This is a genomic window from Draconibacterium mangrovi (assembly GCF_010586825.1).
GTDB lineage: Bacteria > Bacteroidota > Bacteroidia > Bacteroidales > Prolixibacteraceae > Draconibacterium > Draconibacterium mangrovi.
Map to the genome: position 1 here is coordinate 1,224,148 of NZ_JAAAGB010000001.1, position 25,321 is coordinate 1,249,468.

The window sequence follows — 25,321 nt, forward strand, 5'->3', positions numbered from 1 at the left end:
TGCTATTTAGACTTTTTTCTTGCTTGGTATGTTAGTGGTTGACTTTTGTTCTCCCTGCTCAAAAACAACACGTGTACGCGGTAAACTCTCCGGGTAATTTTTCTGAATAAATTCGATCATTTTCTCGCGGAGAAAAACGCGCAAATCCCAAGCTGTTGGCGAGTCTTTGGCACTTACCAAAACACGTATTTCAACACCATATTCTTTGGCGTCGGTAACCTGCAATACGTTTACCCGTTTATCCCACAGCGGAGTGCTCTCAAGCAAGCGAGTCAGCTCTTCGCGCAAAGCATCAAACGACACATGATAATCGGTATATAAAAACACGGTTCCCAAAATCTCGGAGGTATTGCGTGTCCAGTTCTGAAATGGTTTTTCGAAAAAATAGGTTGATGGCACCACCAAACGGCGCTGATCCCAGATTTTTACAACCACATAGGTAAGTGTAATTTCTTCAATTCGTCCCCATTCATTTTCAATGACAACCACATCGTCGATACGGATTGGCTGCGTTATTGCAATTTGCAAACCGGCCAAAACAGTGGCAATAAGTTTTTGTGCAGCAAAACCAATAATAATACCGGCAACTCCTGCCGAGGCAAAAAGACTGATTCCCAACTGCCTCACATCTTCGAACAACATTAATGATGCACCAATTGAAATTAAAACGATCAGGAAATAAATGATGCTTTCCATGACATTGAACTGTGTAAGAAACTTACGTTGGCGTAAATTATCTTCTTGTGAAGTATCTAATTTGGAAAGGATAACTTTTTTAAAGGCACGCAAAATAGCCATCACCCCCCATGCAATACTTACAATTAGCAAAATGGAACCTGCTTTATTAAAAAAGTTAGACCAATCGGCTGAAACCAATTCGCTTTTTTCAACAAATAGTTTAAAGTATACCGCCAGAAGCAGCAATAAAAACGGGACAATAAATTTTATAATTTTCTTCATATAAACAGTGTGTTTTATTTTGCGTGTTCAACCGTACTTTTAATATGTATATCGCGCTGCGGAAAAGGAATTTGCACGCCGTTTTTCCGGAACTCATCATCTATGGCGTAGCGTATTTCGCTCTTGGTATTTTCTACCCAAAACGACTCGCGCACCCAAAAGAAAACCTGAAATTCGAGTGCCGAATCGCCAAAATTCTTAAACCTGACAAACGGTTTAGGCGAAAGCGAAACATTGTTGTTTCTTGCCGCGCAATCGAGCAAAATTTGCGTTACCAATTTCGTATCTGATCCGTAAGCCACCCCAACATCAACCGAAAAACGGGTGTTGTAATCCATGTGGCTCCAGTTAATTATTTTGTCGTTTACAAAATTCGAATTGGGAACGACCAGAATTATATCGTCGCGGGTTTTTAACCGCGATGTACGTAGCCCGATATGGATAACCCGCCCCACTGTACCATCTTGCAGCTGTATAACATCATTGATCTGCAGGTTTCGTTCTACCAGCAATACAATACCCGATGCTATATCGCTAAACAACTGCTGAATACCAAATCCAACACCCACCAACAGGGCCGTAATACTGGCCAGCAAAACCGAAACTTTCAGCCCCGATGATTCTAATAGAAAAACGATAATAATCACCCATACTACATACCTTAATATCAGGTAAATCGACCAGTATGAGCGCCGTTCGGCTTCCTGTTTATTGATAAAACGTTTGAAGAAGCGGCGGATAATCTTAAGCACTATTAAGGTGATCAGAACTACAACAAGTATTAGAAAGATGTTGTAAACGGTAATTGTAAAATCGCCTTTATGGTACAATTCAATATTTAAAATCTCTTTAAATGTCATAACTCTTTATCAATCAATTGGAGTTAGAAAAGTACTAAAATCTGTCAGATATGAAAAGTTTTAGGGAGCGATAATGATTTAGCTTTATTATACCAACAATGAAAGGAGTGTATGGTTGAAAAAAAAGGAGACCTTATAGAAAAGATCTCCTTTATTCCTGTGTCGAACAGTATCTCTTAGTTCATTCCAACTACCTGCCCTGGCATAAAAAAAGCAGCATATGCAGTTTCCGAATGTAATGCCTCTATAGTTTTTGTAATTCCTTTATCGTCGTTAATTGATGCTCTTATCGATCCTTTTTGGTAATAAAAACGCGAAACGATCTCGCTTTCGAGCAAATCGCTGATTTCCGGTCTGAATACCGATAAGTCTTTATCCAGATCAGGTTCAATTTTAGCTGCCAGTGCATCAAACTCTTCCTTCGCCAGTTCGTAATATTTTTCCTGTTTTGCAGTCTCCAGCAACTCTTTCAAATCGTCTTGCAATGCCGATTCGTAGTTAAACTCGCTTTGCTCAACAAAATCGGCAAACTGCTTGTAAATGTCGTCGGTAATCGTAAATTGTTCCGGCTCCGGTATACTTTCGTTCTCATTTGAATATTTCGTGGCAAAATCGAAAATCATAAAACGGGTAACCAGCTCGATACTTAAACTGCTGAGTCTGTCGCCTTCAATTTTTACATCCGGCACAACGCCACCGCCGTCGTATACTTTGCGGCCTTTTTTGGTTGTAAATTCAGTAATCAGCGAATCAGGAACATGTCCCACACTGCCGTCTTCGTTGCGGTGCGAATAATCCAGCGCCTGAATACAACGGCCACTCGGTATGTAATATTTAGCGGTAGTAACCTTTAGTTTTGTGTTATAGCTTAAATCGCGCGTGGTTTGCACCAATCCTTTTCCGAATGTGCGTGTACCCACAATAATTCCGCGGTCGAGATCCTGAATAGCCCCTGATACAATTTCGGATGCCGATGCCGATCCGCTGTTTACCAGAACAGCAATTTTCATTGTGGTATCCAAAGGTTCGGCCGTTGCTTTATACACTTTGTCCCATTGTGTTACTTTGCCGCGGGTGCTCACAATCTCTTCGCCTTTCGGCACAAATAAATTTACAATTTTCACGGCTTCCACCAACAAACCACCTGGATTACCACGCAAGTCGAGAATCAATCCGTCAGGGTTATTTTCTTTTAGTTCCAGGAAAGCCCTTTTTACATCTTCGCTACAGTTGGTCGTAAAATTCGACAAACGAATGTAGGCTGTATTCTGATCGATCATGCCGTAATAAGGGACGGCATCAATACTGATCTTCTCGCGAATAACATCAACCGTAAAAGGCTTTTTCTGGCCGGGGCGTTGCAATTTTATGGTAACCGGTTTATTGGCCGGTCCCTTCAACAGCGAACTAACATCCTCGGTATTCATGTCTTTGGTGTCTTTACCCGAAACCTCGAGAATAATGTCACCCGCTTTTATTCCAAATTTCTGTGCCGGAAATCCTTCGTAAGGTTCGGCAATAACAATGTTATCCTTTTGTTTGCTGATTAACGCACCGATACCCGCATATTCTCCGGTAGTCATGAAACGGAAATCTTCCATCTGGTCCTCCGAAATGTAATTCGTGTAAGGATCGAGCGACTCCAGCATTTTATCGATACTGGTTTTTACCAGGTCATTCGGATTCACTTCGTCAACATAAAACATATTCAACTCGCGAAACAAAGTATGGTAAATATCCAGATTTTTTGCAATTTCAAAATTCTTCTCGTCGCGGGTAAAGCTAAAAAAGCTAATACCAATTATCGCAACTATCGTTATTCCTATTAATAATCTTTTCTTCATAATTCCTTCTTTTCTGAATTCACTGTCTGCACAATTGCATCGAACTGCCAAAAGTAACAAATCTTGCCTGATATCAGTAATACAACCCGGCAATCCATTACGTTAATTTATATTAAAACCAATAGTTTATGCTTATGGTAGAACATTTTTCAGGCCGAAAAGTTAAAGGTGGTTAAAAAAAATGTTACGTTAAACCATTGCAAAACACGATCGTCAAAGCTCCTGAAAACGGAACAATTAAATTTTATTGAATCATGAAAACAAGAATTTTAAGTTTAGCATTAATTGCACTATTTGCTTTTTCGCTTACCGCAATCGCACAGCAACCGGAACGACAACGGAGATCACCCGAACAACGCGAAATGATGGCCAGGCATTTTGACAAGGAAAGGGCCAGTTTTAAAACCTTCTTTACTGAAGAACAACAGGAGAAACTGAAAGAACTTCGGCTTGAATCGACCAAAGAAATTCAGCCGTTGCGCAATGAATTGAACGAATTAAAAGCCAAACAACGCACACTAACAACTGCTGAAAAGGCAGATATGAAAGCCATAGACAACAATATTGAAAAAATGGCTGATGTTGAGGTACAAATTCAAAAAATAAGAGCTAAGGAACACCAGGAAATTCGTACGATGTTAAGCGATGAACAACGCATTAAATTTGACGAAAGGAAAAGTAGAAAAGACAGAGAATTTAACAGGAACCCAACAACCCGTAATAGTTTTAAACACGGTGCTTAACGGTTAATAGATAGATGTTTTGGAGCCGGCATTGTAGTTTGCCGGCTTTTTTTATGCTTAAATCTTTAAAAACGAAGACTCAAAGAATTGAACCACATTAGGTATATAGGACACAATAGATATTAGTTACAATTGCGAAACTGTTAAATTGTAAAACTGTCAAATTGTAAAACTGAAAACGTTCCTCCCACTTCTGAAATCAGCAATCGTTAATCGTCATTCGAAATTCATCATTCAATTGCTCCTCGTTCACTCAATAACTCATTCACTATACTACTGCTAAACTGTTCTATTGTCAAATTGTTAAACTGAAAACTGCGACTGAAAACTTTCTTCCCCCTTCCGCAATCTAAATTCGTTAATCATTATTCGAAATTCACTGTTTTCAATTCCTGCTTACCGACAAAATACCCCGGTTTAACGAAATAATTTCCTGCGTTCGTCAGGATTGCAATAATTTGCACAACAATTATAAACCAAACAAAGAATTATGAAACAGTTTGTAGTATTCCTCTCGGTGATCATTTTATCACTTTTTACTTCTTCGTGTTTATTGCAGTCAACCGTTAAAGGAAATGGCAATGTAACAACCGAGGAGCGGGACCTTGAAGATTTTAATGCTTTAAATGTCAGCCGTGGGATGAATGTTTACGTCACCATGGGAAACGATTATAAAGTGGTGGTTGAAGCCGATGAAAATCTGCACAATAGCATTGTAACCGAATTACACGGCGAAGAGCTTCGTATAAAAGCTATCGACATCATCCGAAATGCAAGCAGCCTAAAAGTATTTGTTACGCTTCCACAGCTCGAAGCGGCAAAATCATCATCGGGCAGCAATGTATATTCCGAGAACATTTTAAACGTAAAAAATATCGACCTTGCCGTTTCGTCGGGTGCCAATTTAACATTCTCGCTTAATGCCGACGAGGTGAATGCAAAGGCCAGCTCGGGATCGAATATTTTTCTCGAAGGAAATGCCGGTTCGATAAATGCCAAAGCCAGTTCTGGATCGAACATTAAAGCCGGAGATTTAAAAGCAAAATCGGCCCAGGCAAATGTTAGCAGTGGTGCAAACATTTGGCTAAGCACCGAAGAAGAACTGCAGGCAACTGCCAGCAGCGGTGGAAATGTATTCTATAATGGCAACCCGTCTGAAACCGAAATAAGCAAATCATCGGGCGGAAATGTGATAAAAAATTAGCCGGAACTGTAACTTTCCATTTTTGACAGCGTCTCTTCAACAGTCGAAATTCAAAAAACAAAAAACGATACACATGAAAACATTTTCAAAAATTCTATTCCTGTTTATGATAGCTGTTACCAGCTACGGAACTGTACTTGCTGGACACAGCGACGAAACACAAATGCGCCAAATCAGTGGTTTTAATGCTATAAAAGTCTCAACCGGAATCGACCTGTACCTGACAATGGGCAACACCGAAGAAGTAAAAGTTGTTGCCGACGATGATATTATCGATGACCTGATTACCGAGGTAGAAGGCGGTACCCTTAAAATTTACATGAAACGCAACAATTGGTTTAACTGGGGTAGCGGCAACCAAACAAGGAAAGTTTATGTAACCGTAAAAGAACTGAACGAACTTTCGGCATCGTCGGGTTCCGATGTGGAATCGACAAATACCCTGGAAGGCGAATCGCTTGAAGTAAGCTGCAGCAGCGGTTCCGATTTAAAAATAGAGGTTTTTTATAAAAATCTGTCGGTTGATACCAGCAGTGGCAGCGATGCCAAACTAAGTGGCAAAGTAAAAACACTTCGTGTTGATGCCAGCAGTGGTTCGGATATAAAAGCCAGCGATCTTGAATCGGCAATTTGTTATGCCAACGCAAGCAGCGGATCGGATATTACCGTAAGTGTTAGCAGTGAGCTTTATGCCAATGCCAGCAGCGGATCGGACATTAATTACCACGGAAATCCGGAAATCAGAGACATCGACGAATCGAGCGGTGGCGATGTTAGTCAACGATAGAAAACTAAAATACAAATAAAGAAGGCGGTCGTTTCCGCCTTTTTTTGTGCCTGTAATCTACTAATACCAATTTTTCTTTAAAATGCTGTAAGAAAATTTAATGTTTATCCCGCAATCATCGGGAGTTAATACAGATTAAACAAATTGAAAATATGCGACTTTTTGCAGCTACATTGCTACTAACTCAATAGAAACCATATTTTTGCGTTGTAATAAAACAAAAAGATAAAATGATTTTCCTGAAGGAAAAAGGTTATTCGCGTGTTTTTCGCCAGCGGCGGGTTACAACATGCAATAATCGTTTATAATCCAATGAAAAGCTTAGCCACAAAAATAGGATTCATGATAATTCTGGTTGCTGCAATTTGCAGGATACCAGCAATGGCACAAAACGGAAATCCACTGCAGTTTTTGTCGGAGGTTAGTCAATCGTCGCAATCAAATCCGGCATTTCATAATAAAACCGAAAAACTGGTGATCGGTCTTCCACTATTATCGGGTGCCCTAATTAACTGGAATGCTAATTTTTCTTCCGATTATTTATTTACCGAAAATTTTGATTATGATTTCGATCATTTTTATACGTCATTAGGCGAACCCGGCAATGCTAAAGCAAATGCAACACTTCCACTTGTATATTTAAGTCATCGAATCGATAAACGAACCTTGAGCTTTTCCCTGTCGGAACGGGTTCTGCTTTGGGGAAATTTCGATCACGAGTTTCTGAAGTTTATCGATCAGGGGCTTCTACCCTATTATGGGAAGGAAGAGGAATTTGGTCCCATCTCGTTTAAAACACAACTTTATAGGGAGTTGGCTTTCACGTATGCCAAACAAATTACTAAGAAGTTGAGCATTGGAATACGACCAAAAGTGATGTTTGGCCGCTTTTTTTACGACATCGAAAACCTGAACGTAATGGTACACACCGATGAAGACAGGAAAGTGCTGCAAGTTATTCCCAACGGAGATTATCGCATTTCAGGCCCCATCGATGTGCAGTACGATCCGCTAAAAGGTAAAACAACAATTAAAACCGATTTTACTGCCGGAGATTATTTTTTTAAGTTCAAAAATATGGGAGCCGGCATCGATTTGGGATTTACCTACCAACCGAACAAACAAACCACCCTGGCGGTGTCAATTGCCGATATTGGTTTTACCACGATAAACGACAAAGCTTTTAACAATACCTTTGTTGGTTCGATAGATTATACTCGTCTTTACCAGTCTTCCGACACGGCAGCAGCCTACTACTTTGAACCCAGAGCTGCCCTGGAGGCCCTAACCGATTCGTTGCCTTATAAAACAATCGCCGAAGCCTTTACCCAGCGCCAGTACGAACTGCTTCCGGTAAAACTGAACCTGATGGCAACACATCATCTAAATGACAAAATGAAGTTAAACTTTTCCGACAACCTTACCTACTACAACGGAGAAGTCAGTAATTATTTGGCTGCCTATTTCAATGTTCTTTTAGGAACCCGATTCGAATTAAGCAGTGGGCTAAATCTTTATAATTTAGGGCAGGTTATGCCCGGTTTTGCATGCAGCTATACGGCCAGAGGTGTACAACTTTACCTGGCAACAAATAATATTCCCCGGCTTGTGCAACCATCTAAAGCAAAAAATTTAAATTTGCGATTTGGTGTAAACTTATTATTTTCCACACAGCCAAATTAGTTTTTGATATGACTTTATTTATTACACTATACCTGGTAGGCTTCCTCCGAACACTCGTTATAATTGCGGTCATCTACTTCGGATTCCGTTTTGTTGTGCGCTATCTTTTCCCAAAAATAATCGATAAAGGGATGAAAAACATGCAGCAAAAAATGCAGGAGCAGCAACGTCAACAGCAACCAAAACGCCCTGAAGGTGAAGTTACTGTTGAAAACCGGCGTTCAAACCAAAGGAACAGCCAGGACAACAGCGAATATGTTGATTTTGAGGAAGTAGATTAAAAAATATACGATGAAGGACAGATTTGTTGAAGGATTGATCAGCAAGTTACATCAGGAAAAAGTGAATGGTTTTTCGAGTGAATGAGTCGGCAAATGGCAAATAACAGTTGGCAAATACGTGACACTTCTTCGTCTATACAGTTCAAATATCCAGAATGATAATACCTATTTGTCATTAGACAATAAACTACAATTTAACAGTTTTTCAATTTCTCAATCCATTCCGATCTCTGAAGATTTTTCGATCCTCATTCACTCATTCCTTGTTCACTCACTCACTAAATCTCCTATTAATCTTTAATCACTAATCCTTAATCTTGCGGCTCTCTCTCCTGTACTTTAGAATTTTATCCTATTTTTGCGTTCACAATTCAGAAATTATAGTTAGATGGCACAGGAAGATATTTTCAAGAAATTAGTAGCACACTGCAAAGAATACGGATATGTATTTCAATCGAGCGAGATTTACGACGGGCTTGGAGCAGTGTACGATTACGGACAAATGGGTGTTGAACTGAAAAACAACATCAAAAAATACTGGTGGGACAGCATGGTGCTGTTACACGAAAATGTGGTTGGTTTAGACTCAGCCATTTTTATGCACCCCACAATTTGGAAAGCATCGGGCCACGTTGATGCTTTTAACGATCCGTTAATCGATAACAAAGATTCGAAAAAACGTTACCGTGCCGACGTACTTATTGAAGACCAGCTGGCAAAGTACGAGGAAAAAATGAACAAAGAAGTAGCCAAAGCCGCAAAACGTTTTGGTGAATCTTTTGATGAAAAACAATTCCGTGAAACCAATCCTCGCGTATTGGCCAATCAGGAAAAATGGAATGAACTACATACTCGTTTTTCAAATGCACTGAATGATAACAATCTGGCAGAATTAAAACAAATAATTGAAGACGAAGGTATTGTTTGCCCGATTTCAGGCTCACGAAACTGGACCGATGTTCGCCAGTTTAACCTCATGTTTTCTACCGAAATGGGATCGACTGCTGAAGGCGCTTCAAAAATTTTCCTTCGCCCGGAAACGGCGCAGGGTATTTTTGTGAACTACCTGAACGTGCAAAAAACCGGACGTATGAAAATTCCGTTCGGTATTGCGCAAATCGGTAAAGCTTTCCGTAACGAAATTGTTGCGCGTCAGTTTATTTTCCGTATGCGCGAATTCGAACAAATGGAAATGCAATTCTTTGTTCGTCCAGGCAGCGAGCTCGACTGGTTCGAAAAATGGAAAGAGACCCGTATGAAATGGCACCGTGCCCTTGGTTTTGGCGACGAAAACTACCGTTTCCACGAGCACGAAAAGCTGGCTCACTATGCCAACGCTGCAGTTGACGTTGAATATAAATTCCCATTCGGATTTAAAGAAGTGGAAGGCATCCACTCGCGTACCGATTTCGATTTATCGCAACACGAACAATATTCGGGCAAAAAAATCCGCTACTACGATCCGGAACTTGGCGAGTCGTACGTTCCTTTTGTTGTTGAAACATCGATTGGTGTCGACCGCATGTTCCTGCAGGTAATTTCGGCAAGTTATTGCGAAGAACAACTGGAAAAAGATACACGTGTAGTACTGAAACTTCCTCCGGTTCTGGCTCCTGTAAAACTGGCTGTTATGCCGCTGGTGAAAAAAGACGGTCTGCCTGAAAAAGCCCGCGAAATTATCGATGAGCTGAAATTTGATTTCAACTGTCAGTACGACGAAAAAGATTCGATTGGTAAACGTTACCGCCGTCAGGATGCCATTGGTACTCCGTTCTGCGTAACTGTCGATCACCAAAGTGCAGAAGACAACACCGTAACCATCCGTTACCGCGACACGATGGAACAGGAACGTGTTGCCATTGCCGATTTAGGCAAAATTATTGGCGAGCAGGTTAGCTATAAGAAGTTGTTTGGGAAGATGTAAGAAAACAAGCCAAAAAAATATACAAAAGGGGAGTGCAGTTTTGCACATCCCCTTTTTATTTAATGACAAAATCCCAGAACTCATTCATCAAAATCTAATATCTTTATCGGATAGAAGCAAACAGCCATTAACATATCTAGGATGCACAAGCAAACTCAGGAGGAAAAAAAGATTGTAATTGTAGGTTCGGCTTACCCTTTACGAGGTGGTGGAATAGCTACTTTTAACGAACGGATGGCAAAGGCGTTTATGGATAATGGTGACGATGTAAAAATATACACTTTTAGCCTCCAATACCCATCTATCCTGTTCCCCGGTAAAACACAATATTCAGAGGAAGAACCTCCTGAGAGACTTGATATTGAAGTGATGGTTAATTCCATTAATCCTTTTAACTGGATAAAAGTTGGAAGATACCTTCGAAAACAGGCTCCTGATCTTGTCATTCTGCGCTACTGGATACCTTTTATGGGGCCTTGTTTGGGTACTATTTCCAAAATTGTCAGGAAAAACAAAAAAACCAAAGTAATTGCCATTACCGACAATGTAATCCCTCACGAGAAAAAGCCGGGAGACACTTTACTGTCGAAGTACTTTGTGAAAAATGTTGATGCATTTATTACGATGTCGAAAAGTGTTTTGAACGACCTGAACAACTTTGACACCGAAAAACCACGCAGCTATACACCGCACCCACTATATGACAATTTCGGAGCAATAATTCCCAAACAAATAGCAAAAGAACAACTTGGTCTCGAAAAGAATACAAACTACATCCTGTTTTTTGGTTTTATCCGCGATTACAAAGGACTGGATATTCTCCTGGAGGCTTTTGCCAATAAAAAATTGCGCGAACTTCCGTTAAAATTATTGATTGCAGGAGAGTTTTACTCCAAGCCGGACAAATACCTGGAGATCATAAAAAAGCATCAACTGGAAGAATATATTGAACTGCGAACCGACTTTATTCCCAATACTGACGTACACAAGTATTTCTGTGCTTCGGATGTTGTGGTACAACCCTACAAAACTGCCACACAAAGTGGAATTACTCAAGTAGCTTATCACTTTAACAAGCCAATGATTACCACCAATGTTGGAGGCCTGGCAGAACTGATACCAAACGAAAAAGTGGGTTATGTGGTAAACACCAGCCAAAAGGAAATAGCTGATGCCATTTATAAATTCTATGAACTGAATAAGGAAACGGAATTTAGCACCAATGCTGCCGAAGAGAAAAAGAAGTATTCGTGGGAGGTGTTTGTTGAAAATTTATTACATATCTACCAATCACTTTAGTAATGAAAAAAGTTCTGATCATAACTTATTATTGGCCGCCAAGTGCCGGAGGCGGAGTAATGAGGTGGCTTAAAATGTCAAAATATTTACCCGAACACGGCTGGCAGCCCATTATTTATACTCCTGAAAATCCTGACTCCTCGGTAGATGACGAAAGTTTACTACACGAAATTCATCAAGATAGCATAATAATCAAACATCCAATCTGGGAACCATACGATGTGTACCGACGTCTTTCCGGGAAAAAGAAAGGAACAAAATTCAAAGCCGGTTATGTTTCGGAAGCTTCTACAGGTAACTGGAAAAGTAAACTATCTGTTTTTATTAGGGGAAACTTCTTAATTCCCGATCCAAGAAAATTTTGGATAAAACCCTCAATCCGTTTTTTGTCAAAATATCTAAAAGAAAACGATATTGATGCCATTGTTTCAACCGGACCGCCACATAGCATGCATTTAATAGCTTTGGGATTAAAAAAGAAATTTCCGAACATTAAGTGGATAGCCGATTTTAGGGATCCCTGGACCAACATTGATTTCTATTTCAAATTAAGGTTAACTAATTGGGCCGATAAGAAACATAAAAGGCTGGAGAAGGAGGTTCTGATAAAGGCAGATCATGTGGTTACGGTTACTCCCCGTTGGCAAGAAGAATTAGCCAATATTGGGAATCGGGAAATTGACCTGGTATACAATGGGTTTGATCATATTGATTTCGAAAACCTAAACCCTGATATCGATGATAAATTTTCTATATCTCATTTCGGCTCCTTCAATAAAGACAGAAACCCGGACGCTCTTTGGATTGCATTAAATGAAATGCTGATTGAAATTCCTGAACTTAAAGAATCCCTTTCCATACAGTTAATTGGACAAACCGATGATTCGATCACTCATTCAATCAAAAAAGCAGGCTTAGATAAGTTTCTAACCAATATCGACTTTCTTCCTCATAATAAAGGAGTGGTCTTATTAAAAAAATCTCAGGTGTTGTTATTACCCATCAATAATGCCCCAAATGCTTTGGGAATCATACCTGGCAAAATGTATGAATATATAGCTCTTAACAGGCCAATACTTGCAATTGGTCCGACAGAATCTGACTCTGCACAAATCATTTCCGAAACAAATTCCGGTATTTGTAATAATTTCGAAGATGTGGAAGGCATAAAAAGTACCTTGCAATTGTATTTTAATCATTTTAAAAAAGGAACGTTAAAAACAAATTCAAAATCCTACGAAAAATACTCCAGGAAAAACCAAACCGCCAATTTCGTTAAGTTACTTAACAAGTAATGGGATTGTTATACCTTTTTTAATCTTCAAAAAATCTAAATTTGGCCTATAAACTTACCATATGAGATATTGTTTTGAAAATGCCGTAATGCTTGGCCTGGGTTATATCGGGCTTCCAACCGCCGCTTTAATGGCAAAAAACGGGATCAATGTATTGGGTGTTGATGTCAATCCCGAAGTGGTTGAAACTGTAAACAAGGGAAAAATCCATATCGTTGAACCGGAATTAGGCGGTTTAGTAAAATATGTCATCGAAAATCAATTCCTAAAAGCTTCAACAGCTGTTACCCAAGCTGATGTTTTTTTAATTGCCGTTCCAACTCCATTTAAAGGAGATCATCAACCAGATATTAGTTATGTGGAATCGGCAACCCGCATGATCATACCTTTCCTTCGTGAAGGAAACTTGTTTCTTATCGAATCGACAAGCCCAATATACACCACCGAAAAAATGGCTAACTTAATCTATCAGGAACGTCCGGAGTTAAAGGATAAGATCAATATTGCCTATTGCCCCGAACGGGTGCTGCCGGGAAATGTAATTTACGAGTTGGAAAATAACGACCGGGTGATTGGTGGAATCAATCCCGAATCAACGAAAGCTGCCAGTGCATTTTACCGCAAATTTGTAAAATCCGAATTACATGAAACCAATGCCCGCACTGCAGAAATGTGTAAACTGGTCGAGAACTCCTCTCGTGATGTAAGCATCGCGTTTGCCAATGAACTATCACTCATTTGCGATAAGGCCGACATCAACGTATGGGAATTGATTCAACTGGCCAATAAACACCCTCGTGTAAATATATTACAACCCGGCACCGGTGTGGGTGGACATTGTATTGCAGTCGATCCCTGGTTTATTGCTTCCGACTTCCCGGATGAAGCTCGCATTATCCGAAAAGCCCGGGAGATCAATAATTATAAAACGCTTTGGGTAATTGAAAAAATTAAGACTACCATACTCCAATTTCAGAATGAAAACAAACGCCAGCCCATTGTGGCATTAATGGGACTCGCGTTTAAACCAAATATTGACGACCTGCGAGAATCCCCGGCCAAAACAGTAGCTGATGCATTGGTAAAATTTGAAGAAGCAGAATATTTGCTGGTGGAACCTAATATTAATAAATACAATGGAACGGGTTTGACCGATTACATTGATGCATACGAAGACGCGGACATCATCGTTTATCTGGTAGCGCACAAAGAATTTCTTGAATTAGAACCAAAAACCGGAGAACTGGATTTCTGCGGGATAAGAAAATAGGTAAATGAAGAAGAAAATATTATCCGTTTTTGGAACCCGCCCCGAAGCCATTAAAATGGCTCCGCTGGTAAAAGAACTGGAGAAAAATAAAGATATAATCGACTCGAAAGTATGTGCGACGGCCCAACACCGCGAGATGCTTGATCAGGTGCTGGAAATTTTTGACATTCATCCGGATTACGACCTCGATATCATGAAACCCAACCAGGATCTGTACGAAATAACCAGCAGGGTTCTACTGAAAATGCGTGACGTCCTCGACGATTACCAACCTGATGTGGTATTAGTCCATGGTGATACCACTACTTCATCCACCGCTGCTCTTGCTGCCTTTTACAAACAAATTGCAGTTGGGCATATCGAAGCTGGCCTTCGTACAGGCAATATATATTCGCCCTGGCCCGAAGAAATGAACCGTAAAATGACCGGCGCCCTAAGTACCTGGCATTTTGCCCCTACACAACTTGCGCAGGAAAATTTACTACGTGAAAACATAAACAAAACCAACATATTTATTACCGGCAATACGGTTATTGATGCCCTGTTTCTGGCCACCGAAAAGATAAAAACATCGCCCGAACTGGAACAAAAAATTACGAATGAGCTAAACGACCTGTTCCAAACCGACTTAGAATCGGTAGTAAACTCAAGGTTTATTCTGGTAACCGGGCACCGCCGCGAGAATTTTGGCGATGGTTTTATTCAGATTTGTGAATCCTTACAGGAAATTGCCCGCGAATTCCCGGATGTAAACATTGTATACCCGGTACATTTAAATCCGAATGTAAAAGGCCCTGTTTACGAATTGTTAAACGGATTCAATAACATTCATTTGATACAACCACTCTCCTATCTCCCCTTTATCTATTTGCTGGAGAAATGTTACTTTGTTTTAACCGACAGCGGCGGTATTCAGGAAGAAGCACCAAGTTTTGGGAAACCGGTACTGGTGATGCGCAATACCACTGAGCGCCCCGAGGCAGTAAATGCCGGAACCGTAAAACTGGTTGGTACCAATAAGGATAAAATCCTTACCGAAACCCGCCGGCTAATTAACGAACAGAGCTACTACAACTCAATGGCCGAAGCCCATAATCCTTATGGAGATGGGAAAGCTTGCGAAAGGATTGTAAAACAACTCATCGAAATTTAACTGATGGCAGAAGCAAAACAAAAAATACTGTTTATTTACTCGCCTTGGTCCACCTTCATAAAAACAGATTATGACATACTTGCCTCTAAATACGAAGTTGCAAAATACCAGTTTAAACCGCAGAAAGGATTAATAAAAGTTTCGATTCAATTTCTAAAACAACTTTTTTATCTGGCATTCAATATTTGGCGTTTTGACATCGTTTATGTTTGGTTTGGAGATTTTCATTCTTTTCTTCCAGTGATATTTGCCAAAGTTCTAAAGAAAAAATCTTTTGTTGTCATTGGAGGTTATGACGTGGCAAATATCCCTGAAATAAACTACGGATCACTAAGCCGCCCTTTGCGTAAAAAACTAACACTATTTTCTTTTCGTTATGCAACTTTATGCCTTCCCGTTGTTGAAGGACTGGAAGAAAAACTAAAACAAATTTGCCCCAAAGCGAAAAGCAAAACAATACATACCGGTTACCAATTTCAGTTAAATGAAAGATTCGACTTTGATGCTCCTCGTGAAAAAATTGTTCTTACAGTTAGTATAACGGAAAATTACCAACGATATATGGTAAAGGGGCTTGACCGTTTTAAAGAACTTGCCGAGAAATTACCCGAATACAAATTTATTGTTGTAGGCGTTAAGGAAGCTGCAAAAAGTTTATTCGAACCGATACCGAAAAACCTCTTTCTTTTTCCTCCTGTTGAACAACACGAACTTATAAACTTTTACAAGCAAGCATCGTATTATGCTCAGTTTTCACGCAGCGAGGGTTTACCCAATGCGCTTTGTGAGGCTATGTTATATGGATGTGTTCCTTTGGGAATGGAAGTTGGAGGAATAGCAACAGCCATTAATACCGACGGCTTACTTCTTAAAGATTGGGCCCCAGAAATCTGTATGAATTATGTATTAAGCAATTCTAGGTTAAATCGTACTCAAATTTCGAATGAAATCTTAAATAAATTTGAATTAAAAAACCGAATAAAAATGCTGTTAGAAATAATTAATTGATACTTTTCAAACTATTGACATTCATCGAATACTCATTATACTTAATATTTTAACTAGTATTCGTCTTACGGCATTAGGTAACGATACATTATTAAACATTTCAATATCGTCCTTCCTGAACAAATTAAACTGCCTGGAAAAGAGTACTGCAAAAACCACTATAGCAATACTTAGAACCATTCTCATCCAATAATCAATCGGCAAAAGGTTAACAACAAGAACAAATACCGTTAGGCCACCATAAAACAATGACAGGTAACGTTTTATCTCAAATTTTCTAGAGATAATAATCAGTAATACAACGGGCCCCAAAGAAAAAATAAAAAATGAAGCAATTGCAGGTCCGATAATATTAAAGTAGCGAACCAAAATCAAGTCAGCAACAACATTAAATACTCCCCAAAAAACGCCCAATATTGAGATGGTCTTTGTCATATCAAACGCAAAAAAGAAACCAGTAATTAAACTCGATAACATCGTAAATGTGAGAGTAGAGCTTAATATTTTAAAAGGAACTACAGATGGCGCGAATTCATTCCCATACACCAACGCAAATATCGCATCGGCCCCAACAATTATTATGGTAACAAGAAGGAAAGCAAAAAAAGTTCCCTGAGGAACAATTCGCTTTATGTATTTGCTCATTATCTCTTGTTTACCCTCTGTTTTTAATGCAATAATAAGAGGTATGCTGATAGCCGTAATCCCGCCAACAAAATTTTTCAATGTTAAAAATATCTTATAAGCAGCCGAATAAATCCCAACATCTTCCATTGTCAGATAATAGTTAATTGTATAGGTATCGATGTAACTAACAACATAGCTTGACCAAGCTCCAAAAAACAGTGGGATCGAAAACAATAATATTAGCCTTAATTGCTGCCAGTTAATTTGTATCGGAACTATATATTTTCTTTTTACAAAAAATAAACCCACCAAAACTATTGACAAATCGGCTATCAGAAAAACACCAATAAGATACTCAACCGAAATCCAATCGAAAGCAAATACAACTGGGAATAGTACTGCAAATGCAATTACGAGTTTAATTCCTAATCGTTCTAATAGTGTTTGAAGTTTAATTAGACGAATAGCTTTTAGTGTTTCAAGAACGTACGTTTTTAAGATTTGAATACAAACTCCGACAACGATAATTAATAATGCATTTGGATGCTTCACCTCCAAGAAATTCAGAATCCATTCCCGAAACAAATAAAAAGGAACCAAGCCAATGGCCATACTAAAAAATGCTAAAATAAAATAACTGGATGTTGATTTTCGCAAATGTCCTTCGCTTATCATTTCCTCTTTCCCAAACCTCACCAAGCTCATTCTTAGCCAGCTAATCGAAACCAAAAACAAAAGCGATATAGCACTGTAAAACAAGGTTACTTTACCATAATTAGTTACTCCAAGGTAACGAGCCTGGATCACCTCAGAAACTAACATCAAAGGAATTACCAACACTGTACTTCCACTTAGTACAACAAAATCCCAAAACGATTTTTTTATTTCACGCATGATACACGATATAATACAAACGAACTGCCAAATTCAATGTAGTGAAATATATCACCATTATCAAAGAGTAGTACTGACAATTAATAATATCTGATCTTATACTTGATTTATTCACAACCTAAGAAAGTTCCATACCTTTTTTTTCAGATAAACTACCTGATGAGCAAAAAGAAAAAAGAATAATCCACTTTTAAAGAGTGTTGACCACATATGGAATTTCTGAGTGTTATTAACCTTTAATTGATTAAAAATACCGTTCGTATAAAAATATTTCATTTTTATAGTCCAAACCAATAGTTCAAAGGTAGAGACATGCTCCTTTAGATTCTTTGCAACACTTGTTATCCATTCTAAATTCTGAATACTCTTATCAATATCTATAGTTTGGCTTGCATTATTGCCCACATAATTCCATTGCCCAACCACTCTATTATATAAAAGCACGTTGCCACCTAAAGCTAATCTTAGTAGAGATTCCATATCAGAAGAGATAATTCCGGAACGATAAAAATTCATATCTAATGCCTTTTCTCTTAAATATAGAGTAGTTAAATGCGAAAATTTGTATTTATACAACAAACCCAACACAAAATCTACTCCGCTTATTGATCGGAATTCTTCCTCTATTTGATGCAAATTGTACTTTAATGTTTCTTCCTTATTGGTTCTTTTACAAGCGACTACAAGATTTGGAGTAAATTTAAATTTTCGTAATAGTTCAATTGAATCGGAAATAAAATTATTGTCTATTAATTCATCGTCTCCATCCAGATTGAGGACATAGTCCCCTTTAGCTCTTTCATACAATGTTTTATGGTAATTTTCAACTCTACCAAGATTCGTCTCATTTCTGAAATAATGTATATTCCCATTATTTAGATATTTCTTTACAATCTTTTCCGTATTATCACTCGAACAGTCATCAGATACAACTATTTCAAGATTGTCGTAGTTCTGACTCAAAGCACTTCTTAGTGCCCGTTCAACATACTTTTCCTGATTATATGTAGGTATCATAATTGATACCAAAGGTCTATAATTATTCATAATTTTATTAAACGAATATTAACCCTTGACGCTTTCCTTCCAGCTAAAACCATGAGGTGCCTGACTAGCCCATATAGATACCCAACAACTTCACTTTTTGCCATTAATCTGTTCTTTAATGTCCTTCTATCTCTTCTTTGAAATTGTGCCGATTTAACAAGATCGTTGATTGCAAACTGATATTGATAGTCAACAATCTTATAATTATCTGAGAACAATTCCCTTAATCCTTCCATAGTAGGAATAAATATGTGATATGGAGCTTGAGTGAGGTAACTATGTCGCATATCTTCTTTAAATTCCGCTCCTTCAGCTGCTGGAACACTTATCAACAACTCCCCACCTTCCCGAAGCCATGAAGAAATTTTACGAATGATCGTTTGTGGGTTTCTTAAATGTTCCAACACCATTCTCATGATTATCACATCAAATTGATTCTCCTTAAAATCGCATGAGTCAATGTCACTATTTATAATGTTCAAACCAAAAAGTTCTTTTGCCTTTTGAACAGATTCTTCAGCCAATTCAATACCGGTAACATCATAACCTCTATCTTTCAGTTTTGACAATCTTTCTCCATAAGAACAACCTATCTCAAGCACTTTTTTACACGGAGGTAAGGAAGGCTCAAGAAAAAGAGTTCTTTTTCTTTTCTTTGATAAAAACAACAGATCAATTAGCATGACAACACGAGAAATAACCTTCACGAAAACTGACCTGGATTTTTCTATTGGTTTCTTATATGTTAGAGACTGTGAATTATAACAATGATTTAAAAACGCCTGGCTAACAACTGGTGTTTGTATATAGCTTCTACAGAAAGAACATTCTTTATACAGATACGAACCTTCTACTGAGGTTAAATAATCCTTCGCTTCAAAACCTCTATCAGAAAGTTTTGAATTACACAAAAGGCAGAGACCTTTGTTTTTAAATTCTTCTGTTTTTGCTGTCATGAATAAAATTTCTCTTAATTATTTTAATAGCAACTTCAAGATTAAAGTATTTCAAGTTTCTTAGATATACCAGAAAAACAGTAAAAGAATAATGCTGTAAAGACAAGTACAAAGCGTTCATTAAAGGAGCATCTCTTTTGTCATATCTCATCAAAGATTCTTTTACCATTTTAATCGTATTTAAATTAATCTTTTCTCCACCATAAATTATCTTTTCAATATTCTCCCCATAAAGTGTCCTTATTACATCTTGCCGTATTTGATATGCTATCTTCTTTTGTTCCTGATTTCTATTAGAAATTTGCTGATTCGAGAGTCTATAATTCAATAATATCAATGGCAGATTAGCAAAAATTGTTACCTTCATTAAATCACTCCACAAACCGTAGTCCTGAGCAAATCTGTAATTTTCGTTATACCTGATTCTGTTTGTATCCAACACTGCCTTTCTGATTATTACCGATGGATGAATAAAGGGACTTTGCAAAACCATACTGAATTTCAACGATTCATCTTTAAGAGCTCTTTTCTCGATACCATTTCTTGCTCCGAATAATTTTGCCCAGGTTCCACATACTCCAATTTCAGAGTTTTGCTCCATAAATTTTACTTGTTCTTCAACTCTTGTTAATCCCGAAATATCATCGGCATCCATCCTGACGATGTACTTCCCTCTGCATTTCTCAAGTCCAGTGTTTAAACTTCTAGTTAAACCAAAGTTTTTACTATTCTCAATTAAACAAATGCGATCATCGCAGGTACTGTAATTATCTAAAGTCTTTTTTAAATCTGTTCGCTTTGGGGCGTCATTCACTAAAATAAACTCGAATTTTGAATAACTCTGATTTAAAATTGATGACACAGATTGATGAATCCACTCAAGTGGTTCAGAATACACACACATAAGAACAGAAACCAGTGGCTGAGACATGTCAAAATCTTTCATCCTCTAAAATTGTAATCACAAAACTAAAATAATTAATCTGACCAGCACTTAGATCGTCTTTAACTGAAGACATCAAGTTAATCTGTTTTTAATAATACATTGGTCTCTTGTTATACTCAAATAATCTAAAGCATAATAGAAAGCATTAACACACAGACAAGATCGTTGAATCTATAACTACTTTTGCGGCTCCCAAAAGAACAAAGAGATAGATATCCTCCATATTTAATTATTGAATTATAGCATATCACCAATCATTATTTATATTTGCTCTACAATCAAATGCCCGTCTCAATGAATAAAAAAATTGTTAGTTACATTCTTCCGGTAGTTTTACTTTTTATTACTTCTGCAATATATTTCGCACCAGTTTTTGAAGGTAAAGTTGTACAACAATCTGACATTATCCATTACAAAGGGATGTCGAAAGAGATTGCTGATTTCAAAAAAGAAACCGGAGAAAATACATTCTGGACCAGCACAATGTTCTCTGGTATGCCTACCTATTTAATTACAACCATTTACAAAGGCAACCTTAGCAAAAAGATAATCGATGTAGTTTTAAAAATTCCACGTCCGGTGAGTTATCACCTGCTCTTTTTAAGTTTGTTTTACTTGATGTTAATTTTACTCGGTGTAAATCCCTGGCTCAGCCTGGCCGGAGCTCTGGCTTATGGTTTTACCTCTTTCTTTTTTGTGGTATTCGAAGCCGGGCATAATAGTAAAAGCCTTACCATCACTTATATATCGTTATTAATTGCAGGTATCATTCTGGCTTATAAAAACAAACGTTTGGCCGGAGCACTTATCAGCACCCTGGCTCTGTCGTGGATGATTGCTGCCAACCACCTGCAAATGACTTACTATGCAGGCATAATGGTACTGATTATCGCCATCGTATATTTTATTTATGCCGTACGCGAAAAAACAATAATACCCTTTCTGAAAAGCTCAGGAATATTGGCAGCCGCTGCTGTGTTAGCCATTGGAATGAATATTTCTACTTTATGGCCTATCTATGAATACAGCAAAGATACTATCCGTGGGAAATCGGAATTAACCAGCGATTTGCACAAAAAATCGGATGGATTAGACCGCGATTATATCCTGGATTACAGCTACGATGTGGGTGAAGCATTAACGGCTTTTATCCCCCGTCTGAAGGGAGGTAGCATGGCCGAGCCTTTGGGAGAAAACTCTCAGGTATATGATTTGCTGGCCCGCGGACAAAACAAACAAAATGCTTTGCGTATTGCCAACAACCTGCCTTTGTATTGGGGCAGCCAACCCATTGCCGGCGGACCGTTTTATTTTGGTGCTGTTTTATGCTTCCTCTTTGTTTTTGGCTTATTCATAGTAAAAGGGAAAGACAAGTGGTGGATCGTGGCAACCGTAGTGGTTTCATTTGCCCTTTCGCTGGGGAAATATTTTCCTTCGCTTTCGAACCTGATGATCGATTACTTCCCGCTTTACAACAAGTTCCGCGATGTGAAAAACATTATTGTTATTCAGCAATTTGCTATGGCTTTTATGGGGGTGATGGCTATTTCGAAGGTTTATAAACGCGAAGTTTCATACCAGGTTTTTAATAAAGCATTACTGTACTCTTTTGCTATTGCCGGTGGTTTAGCCCTTGTTTTGGCAGTGATACCGGGGTTGGCAGGCGATTTTACTGCCGCTTCCGATGCCCGTCTCCTGCAAGCCGGATGGCCCGAGCAACTATTGGATGCCCTGAAGGCCGACCGGAAAATGGTGGCACAAAAAGATGCCTTCCGAACCTTTATTTTTGTAGCACTGGCAGCCGGTGTTTTATGGGCTTTCTGGAAAAAGAAATTAAAAGCTGAATATGCACTGGCCTTATGGGTTGCTCTAATACTGGCAGATATGTGGCCCACCAACAAACGCTACCTGAACAACGACAGTTTTGTGGCCAAACGCCAAATGAATAATCCGTACACGCTGTCGAAAGCTGATGAGTTGATTCACCAGGATGACGCGCTTTCCTACCGTGTGCTGAACCTTACTGTAAATCCGTTTACCGATGCATCAACCTCGTACTTCCACAAATCCATTGGCGGATACCATGCTGCCAAACTAAAACGTTACCAGGAATTAATTGATTACCATATTTCACCCGAAATTCAGAGTATGAGCAGAATGCTGAACAATGGCCTGGCTCCCGATCAGGTCAGCATGCTGTTTAACAGCACTCCTGCACTAAAAATTCTGAACACCAAATACCTGATAATAAACCCGAACGGAGCACCGGTAATAGATCCGGAACCATTGGGCAACGCCTGGTTTGTTAACAACTACGAGGTGGTTGAAAACGCCGATGCCGAAATCGATGCAATAAGCGAAATCAACCCTGCTGATAAAGCAGTAATCGACCAACGATTTGAACAATATGTTTCGGGCAAAACCTATCAAAAAAACGGAAACATTGAGTTGCTGGTTAGCGATCCGAATTACCTGAAATATGCCTTTAACTCCAGCTCCGAGCAACTAACCGTATTCTCCGAAATTTATTACGACAAAGGATGGGAGGCCTATATTGATGGCGAAAAAGCTCCCTATTTCAGGGTTAATTATGTATTGAGGGCCATGTCGGTTCCGGCAGGTGAGCACACCATTGAGTTTAAGTTCGAACCTCAATCCTACTTTTTAGGATCTAAAATATCGTTTGCCAGTTCAATCGTTTTTATAATCCTGGCTCTCGCCTTCCTTGCAATAAACATTAAAAATAACGGAGGGCTGTTACTCAAACCCAAAAAACATGCAGAAACGACATAGAGATAAATGGCAGTATTTTAACGAACAAGCCGACACCACCCGGAAATACGTTGTCCCCTATATTAAGAAACGGCTCCAAATTGGTGCCGAATCAACCGTTCTGGAAATAGGATGTGGCGAGGGAGGCAACCTTCTTCCCTTTGTGGATATGGGCTTTAAGGTAACCGGTATCGACCTGTCGAAAGGGAAAATCGATAAGGGAAAGGAATTTTATTCGACACATAAAAATCGGTCAAACCTAACGCTTATTGCTGATAATATTTACAATCGAAATGATTTGGGAAAATTTGATCTGATTATTCTTCGCGACGTAATTGAACACATCCCTAATCAGGAATATTTTATGTCCTATTTCAAATCTTGCTTTCATGCCAAAACCATCGTTTTCTTTGGTTTTCCGCCCTGGCAAAATCCCTTTGGAGGACATCAGCAGATTTGTCAGAATCGGATTCTTTCAACAATGCCGTATATTCACCTGTTGCCCATACCCTTATACAAAGGAGTTTTGAAACTATTTGGCGAACCAGAATCAAGAATCAACGAACTATTAGAAATAAAGGAAACAGGCATTTCCATTGAAAGGTTTGAAAACATTGTAAAAGAAAATAATTTCGAAATACTTGACAGGACTTTGTTTTTTATAAATCCCAACTACGAAGTTAAGTTTAAACTTCAGCCGCGAAAACAAAATAAAATCCTTGCAGGCATTCCTGTACTTCGGAACTATTTTTCCACTTGTGCATATTATTTATTGAGTGCAAAAGATCTGGTTTAATGTACCTGTGACTACCTAATGCTTCGTATAAGCGCAATTAAATCCAGACTCTCGCGTGCATCCTCAACCCCAAAACCATTCCCGGAAAGAATTTTCTGATAGGTTACCGTATGCAAATCTGTAAAACCATTGCTGAATTCAATTTCTCTACCATCTACTTTTATAGAGCGATAAGTCCGTTTACTGGCTTTTGTTGCAACTTCAGGCAGGTCGTTAGCATCCAGACTTAAAAACCAGTTGACTTTTGCTTTTTCAAGAACAAGTTCACCTGATGCTTTGGTAGCTTCATAAACCGATACGTTACTTTTCTGCACCTTCCCAAAAATCCAGGTAAGCATATCGAAAAAATGGATTCCAATGTTTGTAGCAATTCCCCCGGATTTTTCAAAATCTCCTTTCCAGCTTTTAAAATACCACTTGCCCCGCGAAGTGATGTAATTCAAATCAATATCAAAAAAGTCTTTGTCCGATTGTTCGATATCCTTTTTCAATTTCAGGATGGCCGGATGATGACGAAGTTGCAAGATGGCGTTGACTTTCTTTCCGCTTTCAGCTTCGCATTCTTTAATTTTTTCCAAATCTTTTGAATCAATGACCAGTGGCTTTTCACAAATCACATCACATCCGTTCTTTAAGGCGAGCTCAATATGTTTTATGTGAAGATTGTTGGGCGAGCAGATGCTAATGTAATCTACCGGCTTACCTTTTGGTTTTGCTTGCTGAAGAAACTGCACAAGTTCTTTCTCCGAAGTAAAAAACTCGGCCTCGGGGAAATAGCTATCCATCCGCCCCATTACATCAAAAGTATCCATGGCACAAACCAGTTCATTTTCGGTTTCTTTAATGGCCTTTATATGTCGTTCGGCTACAAATCCTGCCGCTCCTATTAGTGCAAATCGTTTCATATTAATACTTTACCGCTAAGACGCGAAGGTGCTAAGGCATTCTTTTGTAAACTTCACCTCCGCACTC

Annotated in this window: 21 protein-coding genes; 13 read left to right on the forward strand and 8 right to left on the reverse strand. The window is 38.8% G+C overall.

Annotation, left to right across the window (positions count from 1 at the left end):
• Positions 1-6: 6 nt before the first annotated feature.
• The 3 genes from G4420_RS05000 to G4420_RS05010 all read right to left on the reverse strand — a co-directional run bounded on the left by G4420_RS05000 (position 7) and on the right by G4420_RS05010 (position 3,664).
• The gene (locus G4420_RS05000; protein ID WP_163322456.1) at positions 7-960 is read right to left on the reverse strand and encodes a mechanosensitive ion channel family protein; all 954 of its coding nucleotides are present in this window, start codon (positions 958-960) and stop codon (positions 7-9) included.
• Positions 961-974: 14 nt separating this feature from the next.
• A complete protein-coding gene (locus G4420_RS05005) occupies positions 975-1,820 on the reverse strand; it encodes a mechanosensitive ion channel family protein (RefSeq protein ID WP_163322457.1) in 846 nt (281 codons plus the stop codon).
• A 176-nt stretch (positions 1,821-1,996) separates the two neighbouring features.
• A complete protein-coding gene (locus G4420_RS05010) occupies positions 1,997-3,664 on the reverse strand; it encodes a S41 family peptidase (RefSeq protein ID WP_163322458.1) in 1,668 nt (555 codons plus the stop codon).
• Between the two features lie 254 nt (positions 3,665-3,918).
• Here G4420_RS05010 and G4420_RS05015 point away from each other — a divergent pair, with 254 nt between their 5' ends.
• The 11 genes from G4420_RS05015 (at position 3,919) to G4420_RS05065 (ending at position 16,311) form a co-directional block, all read left to right on the forward strand.
• Positions 3,919-4,407 carry a Spy/CpxP family protein refolding chaperone gene (locus G4420_RS05015; protein WP_163322459.1) on the forward strand — a complete coding sequence of 163 codons (489 nt, stop codon included), beginning with the start codon at positions 3,919-3,921 and terminating at the stop codon, positions 4,405-4,407.
• Between the two features lie 490 nt (positions 4,408-4,897).
• A complete protein-coding gene (locus G4420_RS05020; RefSeq protein ID WP_163322460.1) occupies positions 4,898-5,611 on the forward strand; it encodes a head GIN domain-containing protein in 714 nt (237 codons plus the stop codon).
• A 73-nt stretch (positions 5,612-5,684) separates the two neighbouring features.
• Positions 5,685-6,398, forward strand: a complete 714-nt coding sequence (locus G4420_RS05025) for a head GIN domain-containing protein (RefSeq protein ID WP_163322461.1) — start codon at positions 5,685-5,687, stop codon at positions 6,396-6,398.
• A 342-nt stretch (positions 6,399-6,740) separates the two neighbouring features.
• On the forward strand, positions 6,741-8,081 hold the full coding sequence (locus G4420_RS05030) for a DUF5723 family protein (RefSeq protein ID WP_163322462.1): 1,341 nt from the start codon (positions 6,741-6,743) through the stop codon (positions 8,079-8,081).
• 8 nt (positions 8,082-8,089) lie between these two features.
• Positions 8,090-8,362 carry a DUF4834 family protein gene (locus tag G4420_RS05035; RefSeq protein ID WP_163322463.1) on the forward strand — a complete coding sequence of 91 codons (273 nt, stop codon included), beginning with the start codon at positions 8,090-8,092 and terminating at the stop codon, positions 8,360-8,362.
• A gap of 388 nt (positions 8,363-8,750) precedes the next feature.
• Positions 8,751-10,286, forward strand: coding sequence for a glycine--tRNA ligase (locus tag G4420_RS05040; RefSeq protein WP_163322464.1), 1,536 nt, complete (start codon positions 8,751-8,753; stop codon positions 10,284-10,286).
• A gap of 141 nt (positions 10,287-10,427) precedes the next feature.
• Entirely contained in the window at positions 10,428-11,585 is a 1,158-nt protein-coding gene (locus G4420_RS05045; protein ID WP_163322465.1) for a glycosyltransferase, read from the forward strand.
• A gap of 2 nt (positions 11,586-11,587) precedes the next feature.
• On the forward strand, positions 11,588-12,880 hold the full coding sequence (locus G4420_RS05050) for a glycosyltransferase (RefSeq protein ID WP_163322466.1): 1,293 nt from the start codon (positions 11,588-11,590) through the stop codon (positions 12,878-12,880).
• A gap of 61 nt (positions 12,881-12,941) precedes the next feature.
• Complete coding sequence (wecC, locus tag G4420_RS05055; RefSeq protein WP_163322467.1) at positions 12,942-14,150, forward strand: UDP-N-acetyl-D-mannosamine dehydrogenase; 1,209 nt, start codon at positions 12,942-12,944, stop codon at positions 14,148-14,150.
• 4 nt (positions 14,151-14,154) lie between these two features.
• The gene (gene wecB / locus G4420_RS05060; protein WP_163322468.1) at positions 14,155-15,303 is read left to right on the forward strand and encodes a non-hydrolyzing UDP-N-acetylglucosamine 2-epimerase; all 1,149 of its coding nucleotides are present in this window, start codon (positions 14,155-14,157) and stop codon (positions 15,301-15,303) included.
• A gap of 3 nt (positions 15,304-15,306) precedes the next feature.
• Entirely contained in the window at positions 15,307-16,311 is a 1,005-nt protein-coding gene (locus tag G4420_RS05065) for a glycosyltransferase (protein WP_163322469.1), read from the forward strand.
• Positions 16,312-16,332: 21 nt separating this feature from the next.
• Here the strand turns inward: G4420_RS05065 and G4420_RS05070 are convergent, their stop codons facing one another.
• From G4420_RS05070 to G4420_RS05085, 4 genes are all read right to left on the reverse strand, one after another.
• Positions 16,333-17,832 carry an oligosaccharide flippase family protein gene (locus G4420_RS05070; RefSeq protein ID WP_163322470.1) on the reverse strand — a complete coding sequence of 500 codons (1,500 nt, stop codon included), beginning with the start codon at positions 17,830-17,832 and terminating at the stop codon, positions 16,333-16,335.
• Positions 17,833-17,943: 111 nt separating this feature from the next.
• Positions 17,944-18,879, reverse strand: a complete 936-nt coding sequence (locus G4420_RS05075; RefSeq protein ID WP_163322471.1) for a glycosyltransferase family 2 protein — start codon at positions 18,877-18,879, stop codon at positions 17,944-17,946.
• Positions 18,876-19,835 (reverse strand): class I SAM-dependent methyltransferase, encoded by a 960-nt coding sequence (locus tag G4420_RS05080; RefSeq protein WP_163322472.1) that lies wholly within the window; start codon positions 19,833-19,835, stop codon positions 18,876-18,878. The genes G4420_RS05075 and G4420_RS05080 overlap by 4 nt, the downstream gene beginning before the upstream one ends.
• Positions 19,810-20,781 (reverse strand): glycosyltransferase, encoded by a 972-nt coding sequence (locus tag G4420_RS05085; protein WP_163322473.1) that lies wholly within the window; start codon positions 20,779-20,781, stop codon positions 19,810-19,812. Before G4420_RS05085 ends, G4420_RS05080 begins: the two co-directional genes overlap by 26 nt.
• Positions 20,782-21,075: 294 nt before the next feature.
• On the opposite strand from G4420_RS05085, the gene G4420_RS05090 reads away from it, so the two are divergent.
• The gene (locus G4420_RS05090; RefSeq protein WP_163322474.1) at positions 21,076-23,574 is read left to right on the forward strand and encodes a YfhO family protein; all 2,499 of its coding nucleotides are present in this window, start codon (positions 21,076-21,078) and stop codon (positions 23,572-23,574) included.
• On the forward strand, positions 23,558-24,349 hold the full coding sequence (locus tag G4420_RS05095; RefSeq protein ID WP_163322475.1) for a class I SAM-dependent methyltransferase: 792 nt from the start codon (positions 23,558-23,560) through the stop codon (positions 24,347-24,349). The genes G4420_RS05090 and G4420_RS05095 overlap by 17 nt, the downstream gene beginning before the upstream one ends.
• 11 nt (positions 24,350-24,360) lie before the next feature.
• Here the strand turns inward: G4420_RS05095 and G4420_RS05100 are convergent, their stop codons facing one another.
• Positions 24,361-25,254, reverse strand: a complete 894-nt coding sequence (locus G4420_RS05100; protein ID WP_163322476.1) for a Gfo/Idh/MocA family oxidoreductase — start codon at positions 25,252-25,254, stop codon at positions 24,361-24,363.
• Between the last annotated feature and the right edge of the window lie 67 nt (positions 25,255-25,321).

What these genes read in the sequence shown, in the direction of transcription:
- G4420_RS05000 (WP_163322456.1), bottom strand. Translation starts at nt 960, where the DNA reads ATGAAGAAAATTATAAAATTTATTGTCCCGTTTTTATTGCTGCTTCTG.
- G4420_RS05005 (WP_163322457.1), bottom strand. Translation starts at nt 1,820, where the DNA reads ATGACATTTAAAGAGATTTTAAATATTGAATTGTACCATAAAGGCGAT.
- G4420_RS05010 (WP_163322458.1), bottom strand. Translation starts at nt 3,664, where the DNA reads ATGAAGAAAAGATTATTAATAGGAATAACGATAGTTGCGATAATTGGT.
- G4420_RS05015 (WP_163322459.1), top strand. Translation starts at nt 3,919, where the DNA reads ATGAAAACAAGAATTTTAAGTTTAGCATTAATTGCACTATTTGCTTTT.
- G4420_RS05020 (WP_163322460.1), top strand. Translation starts at nt 4,898, where the DNA reads ATGAAACAGTTTGTAGTATTCCTCTCGGTGATCATTTTATCACTTTTT.
- G4420_RS05025 (WP_163322461.1), top strand. Translation starts at nt 5,685, where the DNA reads ATGAAAACATTTTCAAAAATTCTATTCCTGTTTATGATAGCTGTTACC.
- G4420_RS05030 (WP_163322462.1), top strand. Translation starts at nt 6,741, where the DNA reads ATGATAATTCTGGTTGCTGCAATTTGCAGGATACCAGCAATGGCACAA.
- G4420_RS05035 (WP_163322463.1), top strand. Translation starts at nt 8,090, where the DNA reads ATGACTTTATTTATTACACTATACCTGGTAGGCTTCCTCCGAACACTC.
- G4420_RS05040 (WP_163322464.1), top strand. Translation starts at nt 8,751, where the DNA reads ATGGCACAGGAAGATATTTTCAAGAAATTAGTAGCACACTGCAAAGAA.
- G4420_RS05045 (WP_163322465.1), top strand. Translation starts at nt 10,428, where the DNA reads ATGCACAAGCAAACTCAGGAGGAAAAAAAGATTGTAATTGTAGGTTCG.
- G4420_RS05050 (WP_163322466.1), top strand. Translation starts at nt 11,588, where the DNA reads ATGAAAAAAGTTCTGATCATAACTTATTATTGGCCGCCAAGTGCCGGA.
- wecC (WP_163322467.1), top strand. Translation starts at nt 12,942, where the DNA reads ATGAGATATTGTTTTGAAAATGCCGTAATGCTTGGCCTGGGTTATATC.
- wecB (WP_163322468.1), top strand. Translation starts at nt 14,155, where the DNA reads ATGAAGAAGAAAATATTATCCGTTTTTGGAACCCGCCCCGAAGCCATT.
- G4420_RS05065 (WP_163322469.1), top strand. Translation starts at nt 15,307, where the DNA reads ATGGCAGAAGCAAAACAAAAAATACTGTTTATTTACTCGCCTTGGTCC.
- G4420_RS05070 (WP_163322470.1), bottom strand. Translation starts at nt 17,832, where the DNA reads ATGCGTGAAATAAAAAAATCGTTTTGGGATTTTGTTGTACTAAGTGGA.
- G4420_RS05075 (WP_163322471.1), bottom strand. Translation starts at nt 18,879, where the DNA reads ATGAATAATTATAGACCTTTGGTATCAATTATGATACCTACATATAAT.
- G4420_RS05080 (WP_163322472.1), bottom strand. Translation starts at nt 19,835, where the DNA reads ATGACAGCAAAAACAGAAGAATTTAAAAACAAAGGTCTCTGCCTTTTG.
- G4420_RS05085 (WP_163322473.1), bottom strand. Translation starts at nt 20,781, where the DNA reads ATGAAAGATTTTGACATGTCTCAGCCACTGGTTTCTGTTCTTATGTGT.
- G4420_RS05090 (WP_163322474.1), top strand. Translation starts at nt 21,076, where the DNA reads ATGAATAAAAAAATTGTTAGTTACATTCTTCCGGTAGTTTTACTTTTT.
- G4420_RS05095 (WP_163322475.1), top strand. Translation starts at nt 23,558, where the DNA reads ATGCAGAAACGACATAGAGATAAATGGCAGTATTTTAACGAACAAGCC.
- G4420_RS05100 (WP_163322476.1), bottom strand. Translation starts at nt 25,254, where the DNA reads ATGAAACGATTTGCACTAATAGGAGCGGCAGGATTTGTAGCCGAACGA.